24 protein-coding genes and 1 tRNA gene are annotated in these 24,908 nt (G+C 71.3%); 12 read left to right on the top strand and 13 right to left on the bottom strand.

The features are described from left to right. Positions 1-7: 7 nt before the first annotated feature. The 4 genes from JI751_RS01895 to JI751_RS01880 all read right to left on the bottom strand — a co-directional run bounded on the left by JI751_RS01895 (position 8) and on the right by JI751_RS01880 (position 2,664). Entirely contained in the window at positions 8-778 is a 771-nt protein-coding gene (locus JI751_RS01895; protein ID WP_201932733.1) for an alpha/beta hydrolase, read from the bottom strand. Between the two features lie 64 nt (positions 779-842). Next, positions 843-916, bottom strand: a tRNA-Pro gene (locus JI751_RS01890). A 162-nt stretch (positions 917-1,078) separates the two neighbouring features. Beyond that, on the bottom strand, positions 1,079-1,714 hold the full coding sequence (locus tag JI751_RS01885) for a dihydrofolate reductase family protein (RefSeq protein ID WP_201932728.1): 636 nt from the start codon (positions 1,712-1,714) through the stop codon (positions 1,079-1,081). After that, positions 1,714-2,664: a metallophosphoesterase gene (locus JI751_RS01880; protein ID WP_201932725.1), complete on the bottom strand. Its 951-nt coding sequence runs from the start codon at positions 2,662-2,664 to the stop codon at positions 1,714-1,716. Before JI751_RS01880 ends, JI751_RS01885 begins: the two co-directional genes overlap by 1 nt. A gap of 26 nt (positions 2,665-2,690) precedes the next feature. Here JI751_RS01880 and JI751_RS01875 point away from each other — a divergent pair, with 26 nt between their 5' ends. Next, entirely contained in the window at positions 2,691-3,149 is a 459-nt protein-coding gene (locus JI751_RS01875) for a GatB/YqeY domain-containing protein (protein ID WP_201932722.1), read from the top strand. 5 nt (positions 3,150-3,154) lie between these two features. Here JI751_RS01875 and JI751_RS01870 read toward each other — a convergent pair whose 3' ends face one another. Beyond that, the gene (locus JI751_RS01870; RefSeq protein ID WP_201932719.1) at positions 3,155-5,515 is read right to left on the bottom strand and encodes a transglycosylase domain-containing protein; all 2,361 of its coding nucleotides are present in this window, start codon (positions 5,513-5,515) and stop codon (positions 3,155-3,157) included. Positions 5,516-5,709: 194 nt separating this feature from the next. Here JI751_RS01870 and JI751_RS01865 point away from each other — a divergent pair, with 194 nt between their 5' ends. Beyond that, the gene (locus tag JI751_RS01865; RefSeq protein ID WP_201934476.1) at positions 5,710-5,997 is read left to right on the top strand and encodes a WhiB family transcriptional regulator; all 288 of its coding nucleotides are present in this window, start codon (positions 5,710-5,712) and stop codon (positions 5,995-5,997) included. Between the two features lie 50 nt (positions 5,998-6,047). Here JI751_RS01865 and bagB read toward each other — a convergent pair whose 3' ends face one another. Together bagB and bagA are read right to left on the bottom strand one after the other, a co-directional pair. Continuing rightward, a complete protein-coding gene (gene bagB, locus JI751_RS01860) occupies positions 6,048-7,208 on the bottom strand; it encodes an ArsA family ATPase (protein WP_201932716.1) in 1,161 nt (386 codons plus the stop codon). Continuing rightward, complete coding sequence (bagA, locus tag JI751_RS01855; RefSeq protein WP_307813705.1) at positions 7,205-8,230, bottom strand: ATPase BagA; 1,026 nt, start codon at positions 8,228-8,230, stop codon at positions 7,205-7,207. Before bagA ends, bagB begins: the two co-directional genes overlap by 4 nt. A 100-nt stretch (positions 8,231-8,330) precedes the next feature. Between bagA and JI751_RS01850 the strand changes: the two genes are divergently transcribed. Then, positions 8,331-9,170, top strand: coding sequence for a CoA transferase subunit A (locus JI751_RS01850; protein ID WP_201932713.1), 840 nt, complete (start codon positions 8,331-8,333; stop codon positions 9,168-9,170). Position 9,171: 1 nt separating this feature from the next. Continuing rightward, positions 9,172-9,840 carry a 3-oxoacid CoA-transferase subunit B gene (locus JI751_RS01845; RefSeq protein WP_201932708.1) on the top strand — a complete coding sequence of 223 codons (669 nt, stop codon included), beginning with the start codon at positions 9,172-9,174 and terminating at the stop codon, positions 9,838-9,840. A gap of 77 nt (positions 9,841-9,917) precedes the next feature. On the opposite strand, the gene JI751_RS01840 is transcribed toward JI751_RS01845, so the two are convergent. Next, complete coding sequence (locus tag JI751_RS01840) at positions 9,918-10,814, bottom strand: hypothetical protein (protein WP_201932705.1); 897 nt, start codon at positions 10,812-10,814, stop codon at positions 9,918-9,920. A gap of 20 nt (positions 10,815-10,834) precedes the next feature. Beyond that, positions 10,835-11,239 (bottom strand): VOC family protein, encoded by a 405-nt coding sequence (locus tag JI751_RS01835; RefSeq protein WP_201932702.1) that lies wholly within the window; start codon positions 11,237-11,239, stop codon positions 10,835-10,837. Between the two features lie 221 nt (positions 11,240-11,460). Between JI751_RS01835 and JI751_RS01830 the strand changes: the two genes are divergently transcribed. The 7 genes from JI751_RS01830 to JI751_RS01800 all read left to right on the top strand — a co-directional run bounded on the left by JI751_RS01830 (position 11,461) and on the right by JI751_RS01800 (position 18,981). Next, positions 11,461-12,522: an LLM class flavin-dependent oxidoreductase gene (locus JI751_RS01830; RefSeq protein ID WP_201932700.1), complete on the top strand. Its 1,062-nt coding sequence runs from the start codon at positions 11,461-11,463 to the stop codon at positions 12,520-12,522. A 116-nt stretch (positions 12,523-12,638) separates the two neighbouring features. Beyond that, on the top strand, positions 12,639-13,694 hold the full coding sequence (locus tag JI751_RS01825) for an ABC transporter substrate-binding protein (RefSeq protein WP_201932697.1): 1,056 nt from the start codon (positions 12,639-12,641) through the stop codon (positions 13,692-13,694). Further along, a complete protein-coding gene (locus JI751_RS01820) occupies positions 13,691-14,533 on the top strand; it encodes an ABC transporter permease (RefSeq protein ID WP_201932694.1) in 843 nt (280 codons plus the stop codon). The genes JI751_RS01825 and JI751_RS01820 overlap by 4 nt, the downstream gene beginning before the upstream one ends. Continuing rightward, positions 14,509-15,300 (top strand): ABC transporter ATP-binding protein, encoded by a 792-nt coding sequence (locus JI751_RS01815; protein ID WP_201932692.1) that lies wholly within the window; start codon positions 14,509-14,511, stop codon positions 15,298-15,300. Before JI751_RS01820 ends, JI751_RS01815 begins: the two co-directional genes overlap by 25 nt. Continuing rightward, positions 15,297-16,631: an LLM class flavin-dependent oxidoreductase gene (locus JI751_RS01810; RefSeq protein ID WP_201932691.1), complete on the top strand. Its 1,335-nt coding sequence runs from the start codon at positions 15,297-15,299 to the stop codon at positions 16,629-16,631. The genes JI751_RS01815 and JI751_RS01810 overlap by 4 nt, the downstream gene beginning before the upstream one ends. Continuing rightward, entirely contained in the window at positions 16,628-17,674 is a 1,047-nt protein-coding gene (locus JI751_RS01805; protein ID WP_201932688.1) for an aldo/keto reductase, read from the top strand. The genes JI751_RS01810 and JI751_RS01805 overlap by 4 nt, the downstream gene beginning before the upstream one ends. A 218-nt stretch (positions 17,675-17,892) precedes the next feature. After that, a complete protein-coding gene (locus tag JI751_RS01800; protein WP_201932683.1) occupies positions 17,893-18,981 on the top strand; it encodes an alkene reductase in 1,089 nt (362 codons plus the stop codon). A gap of 139 nt (positions 18,982-19,120) precedes the next feature. Here the strand turns inward: JI751_RS01800 and JI751_RS01795 are convergent, their stop codons facing one another. Beyond that, positions 19,121-20,509 carry an MFS transporter gene (locus tag JI751_RS01795; RefSeq protein WP_201932681.1) on the bottom strand — a complete coding sequence of 463 codons (1,389 nt, stop codon included), beginning with the start codon at positions 20,507-20,509 and terminating at the stop codon, positions 19,121-19,123. Positions 20,510-20,600: 91 nt separating this feature from the next. Here JI751_RS01795 and JI751_RS01790 point away from each other — a divergent pair, with 91 nt between their 5' ends. After that, a complete protein-coding gene (locus JI751_RS01790) occupies positions 20,601-21,635 on the top strand; it encodes an LLM class flavin-dependent oxidoreductase (protein ID WP_307813702.1) in 1,035 nt (344 codons plus the stop codon). Here the strand turns inward: JI751_RS01790 and JI751_RS01785 are convergent. The 3 genes from JI751_RS01785 to JI751_RS21670 are packed head-to-tail and all read right to left on the bottom strand — an operon-like array spanning position 21,629 to position 24,729. Next, the gene (locus JI751_RS01785; protein ID WP_201932675.1) at positions 21,629-22,027 is read right to left on the bottom strand and encodes a low affinity iron permease family protein; all 399 of its coding nucleotides are present in this window, start codon (positions 22,025-22,027) and stop codon (positions 21,629-21,631) included. The two genes, JI751_RS01790 and JI751_RS01785, sit on opposite strands and share 7 nt — an antisense overlap. A 9-nt stretch (positions 22,028-22,036) precedes the next feature. Next, positions 22,037-22,711: a response regulator transcription factor gene (locus tag JI751_RS01780; RefSeq protein WP_201932672.1), complete on the bottom strand. Its 675-nt coding sequence runs from the start codon at positions 22,709-22,711 to the stop codon at positions 22,037-22,039. After that, on the bottom strand, positions 22,708-24,729 hold the full coding sequence (locus tag JI751_RS21670) for a sensor histidine kinase (RefSeq protein WP_201932669.1): 2,022 nt from the start codon (positions 24,727-24,729) through the stop codon (positions 22,708-22,710). The genes JI751_RS01780 and JI751_RS21670 overlap by 4 nt, the downstream gene beginning before the upstream one ends. Positions 24,730-24,908 lie beyond the last annotated feature (179 nt).

The raw sequence follows: 24,908 nt of genomic DNA, 5'->3' as shown, positions 1-24,908 counted from the left end.
CCAAAGTTCAGCGCCGTGAGGACTCGGCCATCCAGGTGAGGACGTCCTGGATCTGGGCGTCCCAGAGCCCCCACTCGTGCACGCCGGGCCGGAAGTCGGTGGTGACGTCGAGCCCGCGCTCGCGTGCCGCGGCGACGAGTCGCTCGTTGGCCCCCATCAACCGGTCCTCCTCGGTGCCGCAGCCGATGTAGAACCGCGGAGCCGTAGCGGGGTCCACCGCGCCGAGCAGCTCGAACAGGTCGTCCTCGGGTCCCAGCTCGCCGCCGAACACCCGCTCGACGATCTCGGCGCGGTCGAGCCGCTCGCCGAGCTGTCGGATGTCCGCGACGCCCGACAGCGAGGCCACGCCCGCGTAGCGCTCGGGGTGGGTGACCGCGTGCTTGAGGGCCCCGTAGCCGCCCATCGACAACCCGGCCACGAACGTGTCGGCGGGGTCGTCGGAGACGCGGAGGAAACGGCGTACGACCTGCGGCAGCTCGTCGGACACGTAGTCCCAGTAGCGGTGCCCGTGCTTCTCGTTGGCGTAGAACGAGCGGTCGACCGCGGGCATCACGACGGCGAACCCGAGCGCGGTGGCGTAGCGCTCGATGGAGGTGTAGCGGAGCCAGGCGGTGTGGTCGTCGGAGAGCCCGTGGAGCAGGTAGAGCACCCGGGGCGGGTCCGTGAAGCCCGTCCCGCTCACCCCGATCTGCTCCTCGGTGGGCTGCGGCAGGACGACGGTCATCGAGGTCCCGAACGCGAGGGCGTCGGAGAAGAAGTCGCACGTCAGCAGGGCCATCGCTCCACTGTAGGGAGCCGGAAATGACGAACGGACCCACGTCTCACGTGGGTCCGTCCCGATGTCGGGCTGACAGGATTTGAACCTGCGGCCTCCTCGTCCCGAACGAGGCGCGCTACCAAGCTGCGCCACAGCCCGCCGCCCGGCCGAGAACCCCGGCTGGGCAACGCGGGCAACCATACCCGCTCGGTGAGGGCCGTCCGAAATCGCCCCTCACCCCGTGGACTGGGAGGGCGAGTCGGACACTGGGGGGCCGTTGCAACCCCCTCCCAGTGACGGAGTCCCCGCACGAGCGGGGACTCATGCAGGGCCGGTCGACCTCCGGGTCAGGGACAGGTGGGTGACCCCGGTCGAGGAGGAGGTGGCCTCGATGGCGTAGGTCTCCTCGAGGGCCTCGAGGCCGTCCCAGAGGCGCGTGCCGTGGCCGATCAGGATGGGTACGACGACGAGGTGGGCCTGGTCCACGAGGCCGGCGGCCAGGTAGTCGCGCAGGGTCGAGGAGCCGCCGCCGATGCGCACGTCGAGGTCGCCGGCGGCCTCCTTCGCGACCGCCAGTGCCTCCTCGGGAGAGGCGTCGAGGAAGTGGAAGGTCGTGCCGCCCTCCATCTCCATCGAGGCCCGCGGCCGGTGCGTGAGGACGTAGGTCGGCGTGTGGAACGGCGGGACCTCGCCCCACCAGCCGCGCCAGTCGGCGTCGTCCTGCCAGCCGGGCGGACCGAACTTGTTGGCGCCCATGATCTCGGCGCCGAAGCCGACGTCCCAGCGCTTCGCGAAGGCCAGGTCGACGTTGAACGGAGCGTCGTCCTGCCAGGTGGCGAACATCCACTGGTGGAGCTTGTGCCCGGCATGGCCGAACGGTGCCTCGAACGACTGGGGCTCACCGGCGCCGAAGCCGTCGAGCGAGATCGAGAAGTTGGTGACGCGGACGAGCGACATCAGGCCTCCTGGGCGGGACCGGTGGGGACGAGGGTCATCAGGGTGGCCTCGGGCCGGCAGGCCACCCGGATCCGGACGTAGGGGTTGGTCCCGAGCCCGGCCGACACGTGCAGCCAGGCCGAGCCGGCATCTCCGGGCGCGGAGTCCGCGGGGTGGCGGTGCAGGCCTCGGGCGCGGGCCGGCTCGATGTCGCAGTTGGTCGTCAGCGCGCGGCCTCCCCCGCTGAGGAGGGGCAGGCACACCTGCCCGCCATGGGTGTGTCCTGCGATGACCGCGTCGTAGCCGTCGGCGACGAACTGGTCGAGGACCCGGAGGTACGGCGCGTGGGTGACGGCGAGCCGCACGTCGGTCGCCGGGTCGGCCGGGCCCGCGACGCGCGCCAGGTCGTCGTACTGCAGGTGCGGGTCGTCGACCCCGGCGAAGGCGATCGAGGTGCCACCGACGTCCAGACGGCCGAAGCCGTTGGTGAGGTCGAGCCAGCCGGAGGAGCCGAAGCGCTCCTTGAGCTCGGGCCACGGCAGCTGGCGCCCGGACGTGTGCCGCTTGCCGGTGTCGGGAAGCAGGTAGAGGAACGGGTTGCGCATGCCGGGCACCCAGTAGTCGTTGGAGCCGAGGACGTAGACGCCGGGCACGTCGAGCAGTCCACCCAGCGCGTCAGCGACGACGGGCACCGAGCGGGAGTGCGCGAGGTTGTCACCGGTGTTGACGACCAGGTCGGGCTCGAGGGCGGCCAGTCCGCGCAGCCACTCCTGCTTGGCCCGCTGGTCCGGCGCCATGTGGATGTCGCTGAGGTGCAGCACCTTCAGGGGCGCGTGCCCCGGCGGCAGCAACGGCACCGTCACCCGGCGCAGGGTGTACTGCCGCGCCTCCCAGGCGGCGTACGCCGTCAGGCCCGCCCCGGCGAGGGCACCGAGGGCCGCGGTGCGCCGTACGACGGGGACGAAAGCCATTCGCCAAGGCTGCCACAATGGTGTGCATGAGTGCTCTGAAGGACCGTCTCCGCGCCGACCTCACCACCGCCATCAAGGCGCGTGACGAGGTGCGCTCCTCGACCCTGCGGATGGTGCTGACCTCCATCACCAACGCGGAGGTCGCCGGCAAGGAGGCCCGCGAGCTCACCGACGACGACATCCTCGGCGTGCTGTCGAGCGAGGCCAAGCGGCGCCGCGAGGCAGCCACCGCCTTCGCCGAGGGCGGTCGCGAGGAGATGGCGGCCAAGGAGGCCGCCGAGGGCGAGGTCATCGCGGAGTACCTCCCGACGCCGCTGACCGACGCCGAGATCTCCGAGCTCGTGTCGGCCGCGATCACCCGGACGGGCGCCGCCGAGGAGGGGATGCGCGCGATGGGCAAGGTGATGGGCGTCGTGACGCCCCAGGTCAAGGGTCGCGCCGACGGCGGCGCGGTCGCCGCCGAGGTGCGCAAGCAGCTCGGCTGATCCGCCTAGCGGTTGCCCCTGCCGCCGCCCTTGCCCTTCCCCTTGCCGCCGTTGCCCTTCGGCGGCGGCGGGACGTAGCCGGTCGAGGTGTAGATCGTGACGGTGTCGCCGCTGCTCAACGACGTGCCCGCGACGGGTGAGGTGGAGGCGACGAGGCCCTCGCCGACCTCGGAGTTGACCTGGCCGCCGTCGACGACGGTGAACCCGGCGTTCTCGATGGCCGCGGTCGCCGCCTCGACGGACTGACCCGTCACCTCGGGGACCAGGGTCAGCACCCCGGCGATCTCGTCGCCGGGCGGTGCCTGGAAGTCCTCGGAGGGGAGCTTGGCGGAGATCGCCGCCATCGCGTCACCCCAGATCGGGCCTGCGTAGCCCGAGCCGGACGCCTCGTAGATGATCTGTCCGCCCACGCTCTGGCCGCCCAGCTCGAGCCACTGGCCCTGCGCGTCGGCGCCGGCGATCATCGCCGCGGCGGAGATCGCCGGGGTGTAGCCGACGAACCACACCGAGCGGCCGCTGGTCGTCGTACCGGTCTTGCCGGCCGACGGCTTGTCGATGGCGAGGTTCTGCCCGAAGCCGCCGGGCTCCATGACACCGCGCAGGATGTCGTTGACGGCATCGGCGGTGGCGCCCGGCATGACCTGCTCGCACTGGGTCGAGTACTCCTTGAGCGGCTGGTTCTGCGAGTCCAGCACCTTGGTCACGGGTCGCGGGTCGCAGTGGAGCCCACGCGCCGCGAAGGTGGCGTAGGCCTGGGCCATCTCGAGCGGGTTGGAGTCGGACACGCCGAGGATCCACGACGGGACCTTCTGGGCGAGCGGGACCTTGACGCCCATGTCCTTCGCGAGCTGGAGCGGCTCGCACATGCCGGTCTCCACCTCCAGCTGGGCGAAGAAGGTGTTCACCGAGTTCTGGGTGCCGGAGTAGAGGTCGTAGGAGCCGAACCCGGTGGAGTTCTTGACGTCCCAGCCCATGCCGTCGCCGGCGTAGGGGCCGTCGCAGTTCTCGAACTCCTCGTCGTCGATGTGCATCTCCTGCGGCGAGTTGATCGTGGTGCTCAGCGGGATGCCCTGGTTGATCGCGGTGGCGAGGACGAAGACCTTGAACGTCGAGCCGGCCTGGAAGCCGTTGGCGGCGCCGTACTTCTTCGGGACTGTGTAGTTGATGGCGGTCTCACCGGCGGCCTTGTCCTGGCCCATCGGGCGCGACTGCGCCAGCGCGCGTACGTCGCCGGTGCCGGGCTCGACCATCGCCAGGCCGCCGATGGCCTGGTCGGTCTGGTAGACGTGGGCGGCGACGGACTGGTCGGCGGCCTTCTGCATGTCGAGGTCGATGGTCGTGTAGATCTTGAGGCCACCGTTGTTGAGCGTGCGGAGGCGCTCCTTGGGGGTGTCGCCGAGCACCGGGTCCTTGAGCAGGTAGTTGCGCACGTAGTCGCAGAAGAACGGAGCCTGCGACTGCTGGCAGCCGTTGGCGGCGTCGGTGACCTTGAGGGTCTCCTCGAGGGGGACGCCCTTGAGGCGCTCGGCCTTCTTCTCGGTGACCACGCCGAGCTGGGCGAGGCGGTCGAGGACGACGTTGCGGCGGCTCTCGGCGCGGTCGGGGTTGTCGATCGGGTCGTAGCCGACCGGGTTCTTGACCAGACCCGCAAGCGTGGCCGACTCCAGCAGGTTGAGCTTGCTGGCGTTCTTGGAGAAGAAGTGCTTCGCAGCCGCCTGGACGCCGAAGGCGCCGTCGCCGAAGTAGGCGATGTTGAGGTAGCGCTCGAGGATCCAGTCCTTGCTGTGGTTCTTCTCGAAGGCGATGGCGTAGCGCAGCTCGCGGATCTTGCGGGCGTAGGTCTCCTCGGTCGCGGCCTTGCGCTCCTCGTCGCTCTCCGCCTGGTAGAGCAGCGTCTGCTTCACCATCTGCTGGGTGATCGACGAGCCACCCTGGACCGAGCCGCCGTTGGCCTGGTTGGTGACGAAGGCGCGGAGCGTCCCCTTGAGGTCGAGCGCGCCGTGGTCGTAGAAGCGGTAGTCCTCGATCGCGACGATGGACTTCACCATCGGGCGCGAGATGGAGGTGAGCGGGACGTTGATCCGGTTCTGGTCGTAGAGCGAGGCGATGAGGTTGCCGTTGACGTCGTAGATCCGCGTCTTCTGCGACAGGTCCTTGGCCTCGAGCGACTCCGGGAGGTTGACCATGCCCTTGCTGACGTCCTTCGCGGCCACGCCGACCAGGCCCGCGAACGGGATGGCGAGGCAGGCGATGAGGACGCCCATGACCACCGCGACGGCGCCCATCACGGCGAGGTGCGAGGCGATGCGTCCGGCGTTCGGGCGCCCCTGGGGGCGCCTGGCGGGCGACGGCGTACGGGAGGACATGGGCACCAGAGTACGGGGGGAGGGCCTACCACCCTCAATTCCACTCGCGCAGCCGAATAGTCACATCGGACTATGCGAATTGAGCCACTCGGCCCCTGTCTGGACCGGGGCCAGGTCGTTTACTTTTCTACTCGAGATCGGGATGGCCGCTATGGGGGCGGCTGACCGGGCTCCATTGATCGTGGGGAATGACTATGTGGGTTGAGGACTGGGCATCGCGCGCCGCTTGCAAGGCGGACACGCCGGACGCACTCTTCGTGCGCGGAGCGGAGCAGAACAAGGCCAAGCAGGTCTGCGCGGGTTGCCCCGTGCGGACCGAGTGCCTGGCCGAGGCTCTGGACAACCAGATCGAGTGGGGTGTCTGGGGCGGCATGACCGAGCGTGAGCGCCGTGCGCTGCTCCGCCGTCGTCCCGACTCGTCGTGGCGCTCGATCCTCGAGACCGCCCGCACCAAGGTCGAGGCCCCGAGCGTCTCGGTCTGACCTCCGACGGATCCCTTACCCGCTCGTGCGGGGTACGAGCGGGCATCGGATCACTCCTCGTCGGCCAGCTTTCGGCCGATCTCCCGGAGGCCGTCGAGGTCGTGGACGTCGCCGGCCATGGCCGGCACGACCGTCGTCGGCACCTGCGGGTGCGAGGCCGCGAACCGCTCACGCAGGCGCTGCTCGCGCTCGACGATGCGGACCCGATCGGCGTGCAGCTGCAGCAGGCCCGCGGTCAGCGACGACGAGTCCTGGGCGCGCAGCCGGTCCGCCGCGGCGATCGCCTCCTCGGCCGACAGCTCCGTGCGTGCCGACGGGCTGGCCCGGTTGATCACGAGGCCGGCCAGCGGCATGTCGTCGTCGGTGAGCCGGTCCACGAAGTACGCCGCCTCGCGGAGCGCGTCGGGCTCGGGAGCCGCGACCACGATGAACGCGGTCCCGTCTGCCTGCAGCAGGGCGAACGTCTTCTCCGCCCGCTGCCGGAAGCTCCCGAAGAGGGTGTCGAGCGCGGTGACGAAGGTCTGGACGTCGCGCAGCATCTGGCCACCCAGGATCTTGCCGAGGGCATTCGTGACGACCGACAGCCCGGCCGTCATCAGCCGTGCCGGACCGCGCGCCGGCGCCACGAGCAGGCGGATCAGCCGGCCGTCGAGGAAGCTGGAGAGCCGTTCCGGGGCGTCGAGGAAGTCCAGGGCGGACCGTGACGGGGGCGTGTCGACGACGATGAGGTCGTAGGTGCCCTGACCGAGCGCCTCGCGGTGGAGCTGGCCGAGCTTCTCCATCGCCATGTACTCCTGGGTGCCGGCGAAGGAGCTCGACAGAGCGATGTAGAAGGGGTTCTCCAGGATCTGCTTCGCCTTCTCCGGGGTGGCCTGGCTCTCCACCACCTCGTCGAAGGTGCGCTTCATGTCGAGCATCATCGCGTCGAGGGCGCCGTCCCCGGAGGCCTCGATGCCGGCCACCGGCCGCGGCGTGTTGTCGAGCTTCTCGATGCCCATCGACTGCGCGAGCCGGCGCGCCGGGTCGATCGTCAGCACGACGACCTTGCGCCCCCGCTCGGCCGCCCGCAGGGCGAGCGCCGCCGACGTGGTGGTCTTGCCCACCCCGCCCGAGCCGCAGCACACGATGATCTCGGTGCCGCGGTCGTCGAGGAGCGCATCGACGTCCAGAACTGGCACTGGTCGACCTCCGTGGCGTCGGGCGGGCGTCATGCCAGGCCCTGCTGACGGAGGAGCTGGGCCAGCTCGAGCAGCGCGCCGCGGTCGATGCCGGCGGCCAGCCGGGGCAGCTCGTAGGTCGGGAGGTCCTCGGCCGCGACGAGCGCGCGCTGCTCGTCCTCGAGCTGACGGCGTACGGCGTGGTCGCGGCCCTCGTCGACCAGCGAGGCGACCAGCTCGGCGTCGACGTCGACCTTGGCGCGCGTGAGCTGCGAGGTGATCGCGGTGAGGTCGACCGCGTCGTCGCGCACCTGGGCGAGCGAGGCCGCGCTGAGGGCCTGCGGCCGCACGAGGTTCACGACCACGCCGCCGACGGGCAGCCCGGCGGCGCGCAGCTCGGCGACCGCGTCGCTGGTCTCCTGCACGGGCATCTCCTCGAGGATCGTGACCAGGTGCACGGCCGTCCGCGGGGAGCGCAGGAGGTTCATGATGTTGTCGGCCTGCGACTTGACCGGGCCCACCTTCGCGAGTCCGGCGAGCTCGGAGTTGACGTTGAGGAACTGACCGATCCGGCCGGTGGGCGGCGCGTCGAGCACCACGGCGTCGTACTGGACCTGGTCCTTCTTCCGACCTCCGCGCGGGCGCTGCACCGCCTCGTAGACCTTGCCGGTGAGCAGCACGTCGCGCACGCCGGGGGCGATGGTCGTGGCGAAGTCGATGACGCCGAAGCGGTCGAGCGCCCGCCCGGCGCGACCGAGTCGGTAGTACATCGCGAGGTACTCCAGCAGCGCCGACTCCGGGTCGATGTGCAGCGCGAAGACCTGGCCGGCGCGACCGCTCTCGTCCGGTGCGCCCTTGGCGATGCGGCGCTCCTCGTAGGGCAGCGGGTCGACGTCGAACATCTTCGCGATGCCCTGGCGACCCTCCACCTCGCACAGCAGCACGTTCTTGCCCGTCGTCGCCAGCGCCAGCGCGAGCGCCGCCGCCACGGTCGACTTCCCGGTGCCGCCCTTGCCGGTGACCACGTGCAGACCGACCTGCGGCCAGTCGGGGGAGCGGTCCGGGTAGGCGGTCACGGGACCAGCGTAGAGGCGGGCCGGGCACCCATCCGGAGGGCCGAAGTGTGGTCCCGGCCCACACAGTGGCGGCGCTCACACCCCCGCTAGGGTGCCGGGCATGGACAAAGTGGTCAGCTCGGCCGCCGCTGCAGTGGCCGACATCCCGGACGGTGCGACCCTCGCGGTCGGCGGATTCGGACTGTGCGGGATCCCGTCGGTCCTCATCGAGGCGGTGCTGGAGGCCGGCACGACCGACCTCGAGGCGGTCTCGAACAACTGTGGCGTGGACGAGTGGGGCCTGGGTCGGCTGCTCTTCGAGAAGCGGCTGCGCCGGATGATCTCGTCCTACGTCGGGGAGAACAAGGAGTTCGCCCGGCAGTACCTCTCCGGTGAGCTCGAGGTCGAGCTGACGCCGCAGGGCACGCTGGCGGAGCGGATGCGCGCCGGAGGGTCCGGCATCCCGGGCTTCTACACCGCGACCGGTGTCGGCACCCAGGTCGCCGAGGGCGGCCTGCCGTGGAAGTACGACGACGCGGGCAACGTCGTCGTGGCCTCGCCGCCGAAGGAGACCAAGGTCTTCGCGACGGCCACTTCGGATGGGGTGGTGGAGAAGGAGTACGTCCTCGAGGAGGCGATCGTCGCCGACTTCGGCCTGGTCCGCGCCTGGAAGGGCGACCGGCACGGCAACCTGATCTACCGCCAGTCCTCGCGCAACTTCAACCCGCTCGCGGCGATGTGCGGCCGGGTCACGATCGCCGAGGTCGAGGAGCTGGTCGAGCCCGGCGAGCTCGACCCCAACGACATCCACACCCCGGGTGTGTACGTCCAGCGCGTGGTGGCGCTGACCCCGGAGCAGGCCGCCGACAAGCGGATCGAGAAGACGACCACGCGACCGCGACCCGACTCGACCGAGGGTGCCCTCGTCGACGACGCAGCGACGCACGGGCTGGGAGGCTGACATGAGCTGGAGTCGTGAGGAGATGGCCGCGCGGGCGGCCTCGGAGCTCAAGGACGGGTCCTACGTCAACCTCGGCATCGGGTTGCCGACGCTGGTGCCCAACTACGTCGACGACGACGTGGAGCTGGTGCTGCAGTCGGAGAACGGCATCCTCGGCGTGGGTGCGTACCCCTTCGAAGGTGACGAGGACCCCGACCTGATCAACGCGGGGAAGGAGACGGTGACCCTGCGCAAGGGGGCGTCGTTCTTCGACTCCGCGCAGTCGTTCGGGATGATCCGCGGCGGGAAGATCGACGCCGCGATCCTCGGTGCGATGCAGGTCTCGGCCGCCGGCGACATCGCGAACTGGATGATCCCCGGGAAGATGGTCAAGGGCATGGGCGGCGCGATGGACCTGGTCCACGGCGCCAAGCGGGTGATCGTGCTGATGGAGCACACCGCCAAGGACGGCTCGCTGAAGATCCTCGACGAGTGCGACCTGCCCTACACCGGCAAGCGCGTGGTGCAGCGGATCATCACCGACCTGGCCGTCATCGACGTGATCGACCCGAGCACCGGCGAGGTGGCCCCGTCGGGCACCCTCGGCGACCGGGCGCTCAGGCTCGTCGAGCTCGCCCCCGGCGTCACCGAGGACGAGGTCCGCGAGAAGACCCAGCCCGAGCTGGTCTGACTCGGAAGTCCCCGGATATCCGGGGACCTGCCCGCTCACAGGTAGAGATCTCCACCTGTAAGCGGGAGTCTTGGGTGCTAAGTCCTGGACTCGGGGCCGCGTCTTCTCTCCAACCACGCCGCGAGGGCGCGCCGCGCATCCTCGTCGAGCGGGTTCGAGGGATCGGCCAGGATCTCGGCCTCGACGTGCTCGCGGGCGGCGTCGTACAGCGGCGGGGTGATCGCCCAGGGGACGTTGGCGACGTACCAGGGTCGGTAGACGCGCGCGCCCAGCGCCTGGAGCAGCTGCGTGATGATCCCCGGCCGGCCGCGGCGTACCCAGAAGCCGACGGCCCGGCCGACGACGGCGGCCACGGCGAGGGCCAGGGCCATCACGAAGACCGTCGAGACGATCTCGTCGCCCGCGAAGTTGTCGGTCAGCGTGAAGAAGTTGCCGTAGTAGACGGGGATCAGCACGTCCACCTGCTGCCGGAACGGCTCGACCTGGTCGGCCACCTCGGCCAGCTGTCGCAGGGAGTCGAGGTCGGGCCGCCCGTCGTAGGCGTTGCCGATGTGGCCGATCGCCTCGCGGACGTTGTCGAGGGTTCCGGAGATGCCGTCGATCTGGAGCGCGTCGCGGGCCGCGCCCACCTCGTCGTACGTCGACTCGATCGACTGCAGCGTCCGCATGCTCTCGTCCGCGGTCCGCTGGAGCTCGTCCTGCGGGAGCGTGTGCTCGTTGAGGTAGGTGATGGCGGACTGGATCTCCTCGCGGTGCGTGATGACGTACTGCGCCTCGTGCACCTTGTCGGCGAGGTTGGGCACCGCCCGGACTGCGTCACCGACCTTGCCGCCGGTGGTCTCGGAGTCGCTGAGCGCCACCGACAGCGCCGCGCCGGCGCCGTACGCCTTCACCAGCCACTCCAGGACCGAGCCGAGGAGCAGCCGACCGAGCTCCACCCTGCGCCGGATCGTCTGGAGGTCGAGGTCGGGCATGGGGGAGATCCTCGCAAACGTCAGGCGCCAGGGTCGTAGCCCTCGCCGCCGGCGCTCGCCGACCAGTCGGGAAGCTGCTGGAGCGCCCATCCGTTGCCGTCGGGGTCGGCGAAGAAGACGAACCGGCCCCAGGCCAGCTCGTCGACGTCGCTCACCTCGATCCCGCGGGCGACGAGGTCGGCGTGGGTCGCGTCGGCGTCGGCGATCACCATCTGCATGTTGTCCAGCGACCCGGGCTCCATCTGCGTGAGCCCCTTGCCGAACGCGATCGAGCAGGCCGACCCCGGCGGTGTCATCTGGACGAAGCGCACCTCGTCGCTGACCACCTGGTCGTGGTCGGTGTGGAAGCCGACCTTCTCGTAGAAGTCCCTCGCCCGGTCGACGTCGGTCACGGGCACCATCACCAGCTCCAGCTTCATGTCCATGGATCGAGGCTAGGACGCCTTCAGGTCATCCGGTGACCGCAATGGGTCGTGGTTTCCGGGCTCGCCCCCGCTCGTACGCCACTTGCCGACCGGGGATAACCGAGGACGTGGTGGTCGTGGTCGACGGTCGGATCCGTCCACCGCGTCCTCAGATATCGGGGATGTGGCTCCAGGTGTGCTATCTGTAGTAACCCAGTAGACAAATAGTTGAAAGGTGCGGCATGGAGTTCCTCTGGTACATCCCCAACCAGGTGATGGCCGGCCACCGGTCGGACCCGACGGTGGTGGGGCACAACAGCCTGGAGCGGCTGACGGCGCTCGCGCGGCTCACCGAGGACCACGGCTGGGGAGGGGCGCTGATCGGCACCGGCTGGAAGCGCCCGGACACGTTCACGGTGTCGACGGCGCTCGCTGCGGGCACGACGACCTTCAACCCACTCATCGCGATCCGGCCCGGCTACTGGACCCCGGCCCACTTCGCCTCCTCGGCCGCGACGCTCGACCAGCTCAGTGGCGGTCGGGTGAAGGTCAACATCGTGAGCGGACCGGACCACCAGCCGCAGTACGGCGACGACGAGGGCGACCAGGCCGCCCGGTACGCCCGCACGCGCGAGTTCATGCGGCTCGTACGCCGGTACTGGACCGAGGACGACGTGACGTTCGACGGCGATCACTACCGCGCCGAGGGCGCCACGCTCGAGCACAAGCCGGTCGCCCGCGAGGGACGCCCGCACCCGCAGCTCTACTTCGGCGGCGCGTCCGAGGCGGCCCAGCGAACCGCGGCCGCGGAGGCCGACGTGCAGCTGTTCTGGGGCGAGCCGCTCGACGGTGTCGCCGCGCGCATCGAGCACCTGAAGAAGCTGAGCGCCGAGCTCGACCGCGACCTGCCGCCGCTGGAGTTCGGCCTGCGGATCACCACGCTGGTCCGCGACACGACCGAAGAGGCCTGGGCCGACGCCGAGGCCAAGGTCGCGGCGATGGCCGAGGGCCAGCACGAGTGGGCCGCCGATCCGGGACGCCGCGTGGCCGAGGGCCAGCAGCGGCTGCTCGACCTCGCGGAGAAGGGTGACGTCCTCGACGACTGCCTCTACACCGCCCCGGGGCGCGTGGGTGGTGGCGGTGCCGGCACCACCTGGCTGGTCGGTTCTGCCGATGACGTGGCCAAGGCGCTGCGGCGCTACGCCGACCTCGGCGTCACCCACTTCGTGCTCAGCGACACGCCGTACGAGCAGGAGATCGTCCGCATCGGGGACTCCCTGCTCCCCCTGCTGCGCGGAGCCTGACGGCCCCGTCGGCCACCGCCTGCGTGACAGGGAACACGCTGCACCCGCTTTGTGTTGTTTGTCGACTGGCTTACATTACTTTGATCACCCCTGACCTCCCGACTAGGAGACCTTTGATGTCACGACGAGGGCTGAAGAGCCCCCTCATCCGCACTGCCCTGCTGACCGCCGCCGGCCTGATGGCGCTGTCGGCCTGCGGCGGCGCCGAGGCCGGGCCCAAGCTCGAGCTGACCGCCGCGCTCCCCGACAAGCCCGCCGACGGCACCGTCCTGCGCGTCGGCGACCCCGCGACGCAGGTCGCGCTCGAGACCTCCGGCGCCATCGACGACCTCGACGTCGACATCGAGTGGGCCAACATCACCGGTGGCCCCAAGACCCTCGAGGCCTTCCGTGCCGACGCGATCGACATCGGCTCCGTGGCCGACATCCCGCCGCTCTTCGCGCACTGGACCGGCACCGACGTCCGCATCGTCGCCGCTCGCGAGACGGTCGACCCCGAGACGCACCCGACCTACGAGCTCGGTGTCGCCCCTGGCGTCGACGTGACGTCGATCGAGGACCTCGCGGGCAAGAAGATCGCCTACAGCCCGGGCCAGGCCCAGGGCGCGCTGGTGCTCAACGTGCTCCGCGAGGCCGGCCTCAGCCAGGACGACGTCGAGCTGGTGGAGATGCAGAGCGTCGACGACGCCTTCTCCATCGCCCTGGGCAGCAAGCAGGTCGACGTCGCCCCGCTGCAGCAGGCGCTCGTGAAGACCTACCTCGCCAAGTACGAGCGCGACGGCGCGACCACCATCGAGTCGGGTGTGCGCGACGACGCCTGGACGCTCTACGCCCCGACCGCCGTGCTCGAGGACGCCGACAAGGCCGCCGCGATCAAGGAGTACGTCGCTGCGTGGGCGAAGGCCCAGCTGTGGATCTCCGAGCACCCCGACGAGTTCGCGAAGGCCTTCTACGAGGACCACGAGGGCCTGTCGGCCGAGGACGCGAAGTACGTCGTCGACGCCTACGGCCAGTACGCCGTGCCGACCAGCTGGGACGACTTCATCGCGCGCCACCAGGTCACCGTTGACACGCTCGTCGAGGGCCAGGACCAGGAGCCGCTCGACGTGGCGACCATCTACGACCGCCGCTTCGAGAAGGCCATCGCCGACGCTCTGGAGGGATCGTCGTGACGACCCTGACCGCTCCCTCGCGCCGCGCGATCTCGTCGGAGACCGAGGACGTACGCCCCTCGCGGCGCCGCCTCGGACCGGGTCAGCCGATCCGCTTCGGCGGGCTCGTCGGCATCGTCGCCCTGCTGGGGGCCTGGATCGTCGGCTCGGCCACCGGGCTCCTCGACCCGCGCACCCTGACCGAGCCGTGGACCGTCGTCGCGACGGCCGAGACGCTCATCGAGAACGGCCGGCTCCAGGAGAGCCTGGTGACCTCCGGCGTGCGCGCCGCTCTGGGCCTCGGCCTCGGGGTCGCCGTCGGCCTGGTGCTGGCGCTCGTCTCCGGGCTCTCGCGGGTCGGTGAGACCCTCATTGACGGCCCCATCCAGGTCAAGCGCTCGATCCCGACGCTCGCGCTGATCCCGCTGCTCATCCTCTGGCTGGGCATCGGCGAGCCGATGAAGATCATCACGATCGCCCTCGCGGTCTTCGTGCCGATCTACATCCACACCCACAATGGCCTGCGCACCATCGAGGGCCGGTATGCCGAGCTCGCCGAGACCCTCGGCGTCACCCGCTGGGAGTTCATCCGCCACGTGGTGCTCCCCGGCGCGATGCCCGGCTTCCTGCTCGGCCTGCGCTTCGCGGTGACCTCGTCGCTGCTCGCGCTGGTCGTCGTGGAGGTCATCAACGCCACGAGCGGGATCGGCCACATGATCACGCTGGCGTCCAGCTACGGCCAGACCGACATCATCGTCGTCGGCCTCGTCGTCTACGCACTGCTCGGCGTCACCGCCGACGCGGTGGTCCGCTTCATCGAGAGGAAGGCACTGTCATGGCGTCGTACGCTGGCGAGCTGAGTCCCCACCAGGACGCTGCGGTCCAGGTCACCGACCTGCACCGCAGCTTCAACAAGGCCGGTGGCGTGCTCAACGGCCTCGACCTCGAGATCGCGCCGGGCGAGTTCGTCGCCCTGCTGGGCCGCAGCGGCTCGGGCAAGAGCACGCTGCTGCGCGCGCTGGCCGGCCTCGACCGCGGCGTCGCGGGCACCGGTCGCGTCGAGGTGCCCGCGAAGGTGTCGGTCGTCTTCCAGGACTCGCGGCTGCTGCCGTGGAAGCGGGTCCTCGACAACGTGGTCCTCGGCCTCCGCGCGGGCGATGCCCGGGAGCGCGGCCTGCAGGCGCTCGCCGAGGTCGGCCTCGACGGACGCGACAAGGCGTGGCCCCACGAGCTGTCCGGCGGTGAGCAGCAGCGCGCCGCCCTCGCCCGCTCGCTGGTCCGCGACCCCGAGCTGCTGCTCGCGGACGAGCCCTTCGGCGCCCTCGACGCGCTGACCCGGATCCGGATGCACACGCTGCTCCGCAAGCTCTGCGAGGTGCACCAGCCGGCCGTGCTGCTGGTGACCCACGACGTCGACGAGGCCATCGTCCTGGCCGACCGCGTCATCGTGCTCGACGGAGGCGTCGTACGGCACGACGCGCGGATCGAGCTCGGCACCCGCCGCTCGCAGGCCGACCCGGCCTTCGCGCGGCTGCGCGCCCAGCTGCTCTCCGAGCTCGGTGTCGAGGACGACCACGACGCACCGCGCCCCACAGCCGGACGACTCAGTGAGAGGGCTGCCTCGTGACGCTCCACCTCAACCTCTTCATCTACCCCGACGGGCACCACGAAGCGGCGTGGCGGCGACCGGAGTCGCAGCCGGAGCGCATCACCGACATCTCCTACTACCAGGAGCTGGCGCAGCGCGCGGAGGCAGCGAAGTTCGACGCCGTCTTCTTCGCCGACGGTCCGGCGCTCGCGGACAACATCGCGTACGCCGCCCGCGCCGGGCTCGAGCCGATCACCAAGATGACCGCCATCGCGGCGGCCACCGAGCGGATCGGCGTCATCGGGACGTCGTCGACGACCTACAACGAGCCCTACAACCTGGCCCGGCAGTTCGCCTCGCTCGATCACCTCAGCAACGGCCGGGTCGGCTGGAACATCGTCACCACGTCGTCGGCCTCCGCGGCCCACAACTTCGGCCTCGACCAGCACCCGGTCCACGCCCAGCGCTACGAGCGCGCCGAGGAGTTCCTCGACGTCGTCACCAAGCTCTGGGACAGCTGGGAGGACGACGCCGTCGTCGCCGACCGCGGCAGCGGGATCTACGCCGACACCGACAAGATCCACCGCGTCGACCACGAGGGTGAGCACTTCCGCGTCCGCGGCCCGCTCAACGCGCCGCGCTCGCCGCAGGGCCGACCGGTCTACGTCCAGGCCGGGTCCTCGCCGGACGGCCGCTCCTTCGCGGCCCGCTGGGCCGAGGCGATCTTCACCGCGCACCAGACGCTGGAGAACGCCCAGGAGTTCTACTCCGACATCAAGTCCCGTGCGCGCGCGGCCGGTCGGAACCCCGACCAGCTGAAGGTGCTTCCCGGGATCAGCCCGTTCATCGGCTCCACGACGGCCGAGGCGCGCGCGCTCGAGGAGGAGTTCAACGACCTCACGCAGCCGGCGTACTCCCTCCAGCAGCTGAGCAACCTCGTCGGCGTCGACCTGACGGCGTACGACCTGGACGGGCCGTTCCCGACCGAGGTCGTGGCGCCGGTCGGTGACCGCGCCTTCCACAGCAGGTCGCAGCTCGTGCTCGACATCGTCGAGCGGGAGTCCCCGACGATCCGCCAGCTCTGCCACCGGCTCGCCGGCGCTCGGGGGCACCGGGTCTTCGCGGGCACGCCGGTCGAGGTCGCCGACACCATCCAGGAGTGGGCCGAGAAGGGTGCGGCCGACGGCTTCAACGTGATGCCGCCGTGGCTGCCGGGCGGGATCGACGTCTTCATCGAGGAGGTCGTCCCGATCCTGCGCTCCCGCGGGCTGTTCCGCACGGAGTACACAGGAAGCACGCTGCGCGACCACCTCGGGCTCTCCCGCCCCGCCAGCCAGTACGCACCCCGTCTCGAGAAGGAGACCGCATGACTTTCGAGCACTACCGACCGTTCGGCCGCACCGGCGTCCAGGTCAGCCCGCTGACCCTCGGCGCGATGATGTTCGGCGCGTGGGGCAACCCCGACCACGACGAGTCGATCGCGATCATCCACCGCGCGCTCGACGCCGGCATCAACGTCATCGACACCGCCGACGTCTACGCACGCGGCGAGTCCGAGGAGATCGTCGGCAAGGCGCTCCAGGCCCGCGCGGGCAGCCGCGACGACGTCTTCCTCGCCACCAAGTTCCACGGCAACATGCACGACGAGGACCCCAACCAGGCGGGCAACTCGCGCCGCTGGATCATCCGTGAGGTCGAGGACTCGCTGCGCCGCCTCCAGGTCGACCACATCGACCTCTACCAGGTGCACCGCCCGCGCCCGGAGGTCGACATCGACGAGACGCTCGGCGCGCTGACCGACCTCGTGCGGCAGGGCAAGATCCGCTACATCGGCACGTCGACATTCCTGCCGTCGCAGGTCGTCGAGGCGCAGTGGGTGGCCGAGAAGCGCGGCCGCGAGCGTCCCGTCAGCGAGCAGCCGCCGTACTCCATCCTCGCCCGCGAGGTGGAGCGCGACATCCTGCCGACCGCGCAGAAGTACGGCATCGGCGTGCTGCCGTGGAGCCCGCTCGCGGGCGGCTGGCTGTCCGGCCGCTACCGCCGTGGCGAGGACCCGTCGGTGACGTCGAGCCGGCTCAAGCGCCAGCCCGCGCGGCACGACCCCGCATCGCCCGAGAACAAGGTCAAGCTCGAGGCCGTCCACCAGCTCCAGGAGCTCGCCGACGAGGCCGGCCTGTCGCTGATCCACCTCGCCCTCGGCTTCGTGCTCGCGCACCCGGCGGTGTCGTCCGCCATCATCGGCCCGCGCACCCTCGAGCAGCTCGAGTCGCAGCTCGGCGTGGAGAAGGTCGTCCTCACGCCCGACGTGCTCGACCGGATCGACGAGATCGTCCCTCCGGGCACCACGCTCAACGAGGCGGACCGGGGTTACGCACCGCCGGCGCTCGTCGAGGCGGCGCTCCGGCGCCGCTGATGTCGGTGTGGGCAGGTCCCCGGATATCCGGGGACCTGCCCACTTACAGGTGGAGATCTCTACCTGTAAGCGGGCATCCCGGGTGCACAGTCCGTGCCAGGGCGTACGCCCGAGTGGTTGTGAGCCATCTCTCGAAACGCCTCGGAGGGGAACATCGACGGCCCGCGGGCCGCTGAGGAGGTCGTACAGTCCTCAACTTCCTGGAGGCACCACCCCTCATGTCCCGTGCATTCGAGTCCCTCACCGTCGGCCGCTGGCAGCTCCCGCAGCGCTTCGTCATGGCACCGCTGACGCGCAACCGCGCCGGTGCCGGCCACGCGCCGACGTCCCTGAACGCTGAGTACTACGGCCAGCGCGCCTCGGCCGGCCTCATCGTGACCGAGGGCATCGCGCCGAGCCAGGTCGGCCAGGGCTACCTCGACGTGCCCGGCCTCTACACCGACGAGCAGGTCGCCGGCTGGCGCCTCGTCGCCGACGCCGTGCACGCCCGCGACGGCGTGGTCGTCGCCCAGCTGATGCACGCCGGCCGGATCGCCCACGCCGACAACAAGGACGGCGTCGAGACCGTCGCCCCCAGCGCCGAGCAGGCGCCCGGCGAGATGGTCACCGCCCACGGCGGCCAGCCCCACGACGTACCCCGTGCGGTGACGACCGACGAGGTGGCCGGCCTGGTCGCCGACTTCGTCACCGCCGCCCGCAACGCGGTGGCCGCGGGCCTCGACGGTGTCGAGGTGCACGCCGCCAACGGCTACCTGCTCCACCAGTTCCTCGACCCGACGATCAACCTCCGCGACGATGTCTACGGAGGTACGCCGGACAACCGGGCGCGCTTCGTCGTCGAGGTCGTGAAGGCCGTCGCCGAGGCGATCGGCGCCGAGCGGGTCGGCCTGCGGCTGAGCCCGGGTCACCAGTTCAACGGTGTCGGCGAGGAGATCAACGCCGACCTCACCGCCACCTACCGTGCCGTCGTCGACGGCGTGGCCCCGCTGGGCCTGGCCTACCTGAGCCTGCTGGCCAGCCCGCTGGAGCCCCTCGAGACGCTGGTGCGCGACCTGCGCGAGCGCTTCGACGGCGTCGTCCTGCTCAACGACGGCTTCGGCGACGTGACCACGCTCGACTCGGTGGAGGAGCTGCTCGCCACCGGTCTCGCCGACGCGGTCGTCGTGGGACGACAGTTCCTCGCCAACCCCGACCTGGCCGACCGCTGGCGCCTCGGGGCGGAGCTCAACGAGCCCGACCAGGCCACGTTCTACGGCGGCGGCGCCGAGGGCTACACCGACTACCCGACGCTCGAGCAGGCCTCCTGACCTGCTGAGCCCCTGAGCCTCGCGCTCACCCAGAAACGTCCGGTCGGCCCTCTCCCCCGTGGGTCGGCCGGACTTCTGCTGTCCGGGTACCTAGGGACGATCTGGTAGGTCGAGGGGCCGGTTTCCACCCAGTTCGTCCCTAGGTGGTGGGTGGGGTGGGGGTGGTCGCCCGGCTGCGCGAGGCCGCCACCACGCCGAGCACGGCGGCCGCGGCCGCGAAGACGAAGACCGTCAGGAACGGGTCGACGGACCCGCGCTCGGCGGCGGCGAAGGCCGACCCCGCGATCGAGAGCGCGAGCGCGGCGCCGAGCGAGTCGGCGACCGTCAACGCCGAGGAGTTGAAGCCCCGGTCGCGGTCGGTCGACACCTCCAGCATCGCCACCCCGGTGCGCGGGTAGGCGAAGCCCATGCCCGCCCCCGCGAGGACGTACGACGCCGCCGGCAGCACGGCGGACGGCCCGTGTCCCGCGTCGTGGAGCAGCACCGACGCCGCGAGGGCGGTGAGGCCGGTCAGCACCAGGCAGGTGCCGACGACCATCGCCCGGGTGTGCGAGACCCGGCTGCCGAGCCGCGACTGCACCTGGCTCGCGGTCGCCCACGTCACGCCGACGCAGGTGAGCGCGATGCCGGCCCGGCCGGGGCTGAGCGACCAGTGGTCCTGGAGGACGTAGACGATGTAGGCCTCGGCGCAGAAGAACGTCGCCGCGAGGAGCCCGCGGGTCGCGATCACCGACGGCAGGCCACGACGCAGCGTGCGGGTGCCGGCGGGCAGCAGCCGGCCCAGCGAGAGCCAGACCGCGACGAGTGCGGCCACGGCACCAAGAGCCGTCACGCCGACAGCCGAGCCGAGCAGCTCGAGGACGAGCACCGCGACAGCCCCGAGCACGGCCCACCACAACCGCGACGCCGGTGTCGTCACGCCCTCGGTGTGCGGCTCGAGCCCGCGCAGCGCGGGTGCCAGCAGGACCAGCGCGATCGCGACGAACACGACCGTGCCGAGGAAGACCCAGCGCCAGCTCCACACGTCGGCGACGAGCGCGGCGAGCCCCGGGCCGAAGAGCGACGGCAGCACCCACGCGGCCGCGAAGGACGCGAAGACCGCGGGCCGCAGGTGGGCCGGGAAGCAGAGCCCGACCATGACGTACAACCCGACCGTCAGCGCGCCACCGCCCAGTCCCTGGAGCACGCGCCCGACGAGCAGCACCTCCATGTTCGGCGCCAACCCGCAGACGAGGAGCCCGACGGAGAACAGCGCCATCGACGCGAGCAGGGGCACGACGGGGCCGGTGCGGTCGCTCCACATCCCGGCCGCGACCATGCCGACCACGCCGCTCGCCAGCGGGGCGGCGAAGGCCAGCGCGAAGAGGTCGAGGCCGTCGAGGTCGCGGGCGACGGTCGGCATGACGGTGGCGACGGCCATCGCCTCGAAGGCGGCGAAGGCGATGAGCGCGAACATCGCGATCGTGGTCGCGGCGTAGGCCGGCGACAGGATCCGCTCGCGCGGCTCGGTGTCCATGGCGGTGCTCACTGTGCCGACGGTAGGACCTCAGGTGCACGTGAGGTCAATCGCTTGCGGAAGAGGGCGGAATAGGACGGCGTCCGCGGGCGCTGCACCGACAGTGACTGCCCTCTCCGTGCTCGACCTCGTGACCGTCCGCAGCGACCAGACCACCGGCGACGCCCTCGCCGCATCACGGCGTCTGGCGCAGACCGCCGACGAGCTGGGCTACACCCGCTACTGGGTGGCCGAGCACCACAACATGCCGGCCGTCGCATCCACGAACCCGCCGGTGATCATCGCGATGCTCGCCGCGGCGACGCAGCGGATCAAGGTCGGGTCGGGCGGCGTGATGCTGCCCAACCACGCGCCGCTGGTGGTCGCCGAGCAGTTCGCCCTGCTGGAGGCGGCGTTCCCCGGCCGCATCGACCTCGGCATCGGCCGCGCGCCCGGCACCGACCCGCTGACGAGGTACGTCCTCCGCGGCGGCAGCGCCGAGTCGGCCGACGACGCGGTGAGCAAGTTCCCGGAGTACGTCGAGGACATCCGCACGCTGATGTCGACCGAGGGCGTCGAGCTCCAGGTCGGCCCGCGGCGCCAGCCGTTGCGCGCGACCCCAGCGGCCCGCTCGGTCGCCGACATCTGGCTGCTCGGCTCGTCCGACTACTCCGCGCGGCTGGCCGCCGAGAAGGGCCTGCCGTACGTCTTCGCGCACCACTTCTCGGGTGAGGGGACCGGCACCGCGCTCGACCTGTACCGGTCGTCGTACCGCCCGTCGCCGGAGCACCCCGAGCCGCGCACCTTCCTCACCGTCAACGCCGTCGTCGCGGAGACCGAGGAGGAGGCGCGTCGCCGGGCGCTGCCCAACGTGCAGCAGATGATCGCACTGCGCACCGGTGCCCCGCTCCACCCGCAGCGGACCGTCGAGGAGGCCGAGGCGGTCGAGATGACGCCCGACCAGCGGGCCTTCGGTGAGGCGATGTCGAGGAAGTGGATCGTCGGCTCGCCCGACCAGGCGCGCGAGCAGCTCGAGAAGCTCGCCGCGGAGCACGACGTCGACGAGGTGATGGTGCACCCGGTGGCCGGCGCGTCGGCCGGCACCGACGCGACCACGTCACCGGCCCGCGAGGAGACGCTCCGCCTGCTGGTTCAGTGACGTTCCTCGAGGCCGACGGCCTCGCGGAGGTCGTCGATCGCCTCGCGCAGCTCGTGGCTGTCGTCGGTGAGCTGTGACTCCATGAGCGCGGCGAGCGCCTCGGCGATCACGTTGAGCTTCTCCTGCTGGGCCTCGGTGTTGCGGCGCCCGGCGTTCTCGAGGAGGACGAGCAGCAGCAGGGACAGCACGCCGCCGAAGGTGTGGATGGCCAGCTCCCACTTGGTGGTGCTCTTCCAGAGCGGGTAGCTCGCTCCCCAGAGGACGACGATCGCCACCACCACCGCGAAGAAGGGCGCCCTGCTGATCAGCTTCGTCGAGACCTCGACGAACTTCTCGAACGGGTCCAGCCCGTTGCTCGTTTCACGGCTCTCGGCCGCCTCGCTGCGCTCCATCCCCGGAATCTAGTGGTCGCGGACGCCCGCGTCGCCACCGTCTCGACCCAGCCCGGCGTCGCGTGCCCGGATGATCACGTCGGCGCGGTCGGTGGCCTGGAGCTTGGCGAGGATGCTGGTGATGTTGTTGCGGATCGTCTTGGGGGAGAGGAACAGCGTCTGCGCGATCTGACCGTTGTTGCGCCCCGCTGCGATGAGGTCGAGGATCTCGGTCTCCCGCTCGGTGAGCTCGGGGAACGGTCGGTCCGGCCGGGTCGCAGGCGCCAGCACCTCGGAGATCCGCGCGGCCAGCGAGGCGCCGAAGACCACACCGCCGCCGTGCACCGTCGAGACCGCGCGGACGATCTCGTCCTGCTCGGCGCCCTTGCGGAGGTAGCCGCGGGCGCCGGCGCGCAGGGCCGACAGGACCGTCCCGTCGTCCTCGCCCATCGTCAGGACCAGCACGCCCGTGCCCGGGTGGGCCGCCACGACCGCGCGGGTGGCGTCGATGCCGTTCATCACCGGCATCTGCACGTCCATGATCACCACGTCGGGCCGGTGCTCCTCGACCATCGCGACCGCCTCGGCGCCGTCGGACGCGCGGGCGACGACCTCGATCTCGGGCAGGGGGTCGAGCAGCGAGGCCAGACCGTCGCGGAAGACCGGGTGGTCGTCGGCGATCAGCAGCCGGATCGGATCCGTCATCCCGGCATCCTCTCCCCGTAGGGCAGCACCGCGCGGACGGTCGTACCCCCACCGTCGGGACACACGACCTCGCACCGGCCGCCGAGCTCCTCGGCACGCTCGCGCAGCGACAGCAGGCCGACGCCCGCGGTGACGTCCGGGCCGATGCCTCTGCCGTCGTCGGCCACCGTGACGGTGAGCGCGGTCGCCCCCGCGTCGAGGCGTACGTCGACCGCACCGGCGCCGGCGTGCTTGACCGCGTTGGCGAGCGACTCGGACACGATGCGGTAGGCAGCGACCTCGACGGCGGCCGGGAGGCCCGCGGCGCCGACGGCGGTGACGGTCACGTCCACCTCCGAGCGCACCCGCTCCGCCTGCTGGCGGACGGCCGCCTCGAGTCCGAGGTCGTCGAGGGCCGGTGGACGCAGGTCGTGCACGAGGCGGCGTACGTCGTCCAGGGCGTCACTGACCTCCGTCCGGGCCAGCCCGACGAGCTCGCGGGCGCGTGAGGGGTCGGACTCGATGGCGTTGCCCGCGGCCTGCAGCCGCAGCGCGACACCGCCGAGGACCGGACCGAGCCCGTCGTGCAGGTCCCGACGGATCCGGCGACGGTCGTCCTCGCGGCCGATCACCAGGCGCTCGCGGCTCTCCTGGAGCTCGCTCGCCAGCAGCCGCGCCCGGATCGCGACGGCGGCCTGCCGGACGAGGTCGACGAGCAGCCCCTGGTCGCGGTGGGACAGCATCGAGCGGAAGCCCTGCACCGGCAGCACGAGCCGGCCGACGTGCTCGCTTTGGTAGGCGATGTCGATCTCCTGCACCTCCGCGGGCGCACTGCCGTGGGTGGCCGACAGCAGACCGCCGTCGGGGGTGAGGACGTCGACGCGGACGTGCCCGACCTTGAAGGTCTCGGCGACGGCGCCGGCCAGCGCCGGGAGGGCCTCGTCGACCGACCCGGTCGTCTCGAGCCGTGCGGCGAGCGCCGACACCGCGCCGTACCGGTCGCCGCGTCGGCCCAGCAGGAGCCGGCGGACGAGACCCCCGAGCCAGGCGCGAAGCGGGCCGTAGACGACGACGGCGACGACCAGCACGACCAGTGTCACGTCACGCTCGTCGAGGCGCTCGCCCAGCATCCGGGTCCCAGCAGCGATGACCGCGAGGTCGACGGCGACCACGACGGCCGCGACGACCGCGGTCGTCAGCGTCCACGCCACCAGCGCGTCGACGTCGCCGAGACCCGGCCGGAGCAGGCCGATCGCGACCGAGACGGCGAGGGCAGCAACGGCGAGGTCGAGCAGGATCGTGGTGACGATGCCGCCCAGCGACAGCGTGCCGGCGGCGACGACCATCAGCACGCACATGATCCCGGCCCACAGCAGCCACCGGAGCTGCGTACGCTCGTGCGCCCCCGCCTGCCGGTGGCGCGTCCACACCAGCGCGACCGCGCCCACGATCGCCCCGAAGGTCAGCACCTGCGCGACGCGCAGCACGACCGTGAACGCGTCGTCGGAGAGCGGCAGCGACACCAGCTCGGTCGAGCCCACGGGTTCGCCGGCCGAGAAGACGACGGAGTCCGGCGCGAGCAGCAGCATCACCGGGAGCGCCGCCGACGCCACCAGCACGGTCACCGCGACCCGCCGCCACCGACCGGGCAGCAACCGGCCGGTCGGGTAGAGCAGCAGGAGCCCGACCAGGCCGGTGAGGAGGAAGGCGCCGAGGCGAGCGATGAACCAGTACGCCACATCGGAGCCGGGCAGGTCGTGCGCGAGGGAGTAGGGCGCCCAGCCGTAGAGGGCACCGTCGACGGTCCACACGACGGCCACGGCGCCGAGCAGCCGGCCCACCGCGTGCAAGGGGAGCGCGAGCAGCACCGCGACGGACGCGGCGGCCAGGAGCAGACCCGGCAGAGCGGTGGCGGTGGCCGGTTCGGTGAAGGCGGCAGCGCGCTCCTCGGCCGTCGTCGACAGGTCCAGCCAGACGGAGGCAGCGACCGCGAGCAGCGACACGACGGCGACGCCGACGGGCTCGAGGACTCTGCTCACGCGAGCAGTATCACTGCGCGGGTGTCCCGCCGTCCCGGGACCGAGGTCCCTCCGTGACGGGACCGGACGAGGGGACCGGGGTCGGGACGGCGCTCCCTGTGGGCCGGGGCGTCGGGACGGCGAGCCTTCCGGTGTGCCGCAGACCGCGGCTCCCACACCACACCTGACAGGAGTCACCA

Source organism: Nocardioides baculatus (genome assembly GCF_016735675.1).
GTDB classification, from domain to species: domain Bacteria; phylum Actinomycetota; class Actinomycetes; order Propionibacteriales; family Nocardioidaceae; genus Nocardioides; species Nocardioides baculatus.
Note: the sequence above shows the minus strand (reverse complement) of the source record. Positions and strands in the feature narration are given on the sequence as shown.

Coding starts and splice junctions, on each gene's coding strand:
- JI751_RS01865 (WP_201934476.1), top strand. CDS start 5,710: ATGTGGGTTGAGGACTGGGCATCGCGCGCCGCTTGCAAGGCGGACACG.
- JI751_RS01805 (WP_201932688.1), top strand. CDS start 16,628: ATGACTTTCGAGCACTACCGACCGTTCGGCCGCACCGGCGTCCAGGTC.
- JI751_RS01880 (WP_201932725.1), bottom strand. CDS start 2,664: ATGGCTTTCGTCCCCGTCGTACGGCGCACCGCGGCCCTCGGTGCCCTC.
- JI751_RS01845 (WP_201932708.1), top strand. CDS start 9,172: ATGAGCTGGAGTCGTGAGGAGATGGCCGCGCGGGCGGCCTCGGAGCTC.
- JI751_RS01825 (WP_201932697.1), top strand. CDS start 12,639: ATGTCACGACGAGGGCTGAAGAGCCCCCTCATCCGCACTGCCCTGCTG.
- JI751_RS01895 (WP_201932733.1), bottom strand. CDS start 778: ATGGCCCTGCTGACGTGCGACTTCTTCTCCGACGCCCTCGCGTTCGGG.
- JI751_RS01785 (WP_201932675.1), bottom strand. CDS start 22,027: ATGGAGCGCAGCGAGGCGGCCGAGAGCCGTGAAACGAGCAACGGGCTG.
- JI751_RS01850 (WP_201932713.1), top strand. CDS start 8,331: ATGGACAAAGTGGTCAGCTCGGCCGCCGCTGCAGTGGCCGACATCCCG.
- bagB (WP_201932716.1), bottom strand. CDS start 7,208: ATGACGCCCGCCCGACGCCACGGAGGTCGACCAGTGCCAGTTCTGGAC.
- JI751_RS01815 (WP_201932692.1), top strand. CDS start 14,509: ATGGCGTCGTACGCTGGCGAGCTGAGTCCCCACCAGGACGCTGCGGTC.
- JI751_RS01830 (WP_201932700.1), top strand. CDS start 11,461: ATGGAGTTCCTCTGGTACATCCCCAACCAGGTGATGGCCGGCCACCGG.
- JI751_RS01780 (WP_201932672.1), bottom strand. CDS start 22,711: ATGACGGATCCGATCCGGCTGCTGATCGCCGACGACCACCCGGTCTTC.
- JI751_RS01840 (WP_201932705.1), bottom strand. CDS start 10,814: ATGCCCGACCTCGACCTCCAGACGATCCGGCGCAGGGTGGAGCTCGGT.
- JI751_RS01800 (WP_201932683.1), top strand. CDS start 17,893: ATGTCCCGTGCATTCGAGTCCCTCACCGTCGGCCGCTGGCAGCTCCCG.
- JI751_RS01870 (WP_201932719.1), bottom strand. CDS start 5,515: ATGTCCTCCCGTACGCCGTCGCCCGCCAGGCGCCCCCAGGGGCGCCCG.
- JI751_RS01885 (WP_201932728.1), bottom strand. CDS start 1,714: ATGTCGCTCGTCCGCGTCACCAACTTCTCGATCTCGCTCGACGGCTTC.
- JI751_RS01875 (WP_201932722.1), top strand. CDS start 2,691: ATGAGTGCTCTGAAGGACCGTCTCCGCGCCGACCTCACCACCGCCATC.
- JI751_RS01835 (WP_201932702.1), bottom strand. CDS start 11,239: ATGGACATGAAGCTGGAGCTGGTGATGGTGCCCGTGACCGACGTCGAC.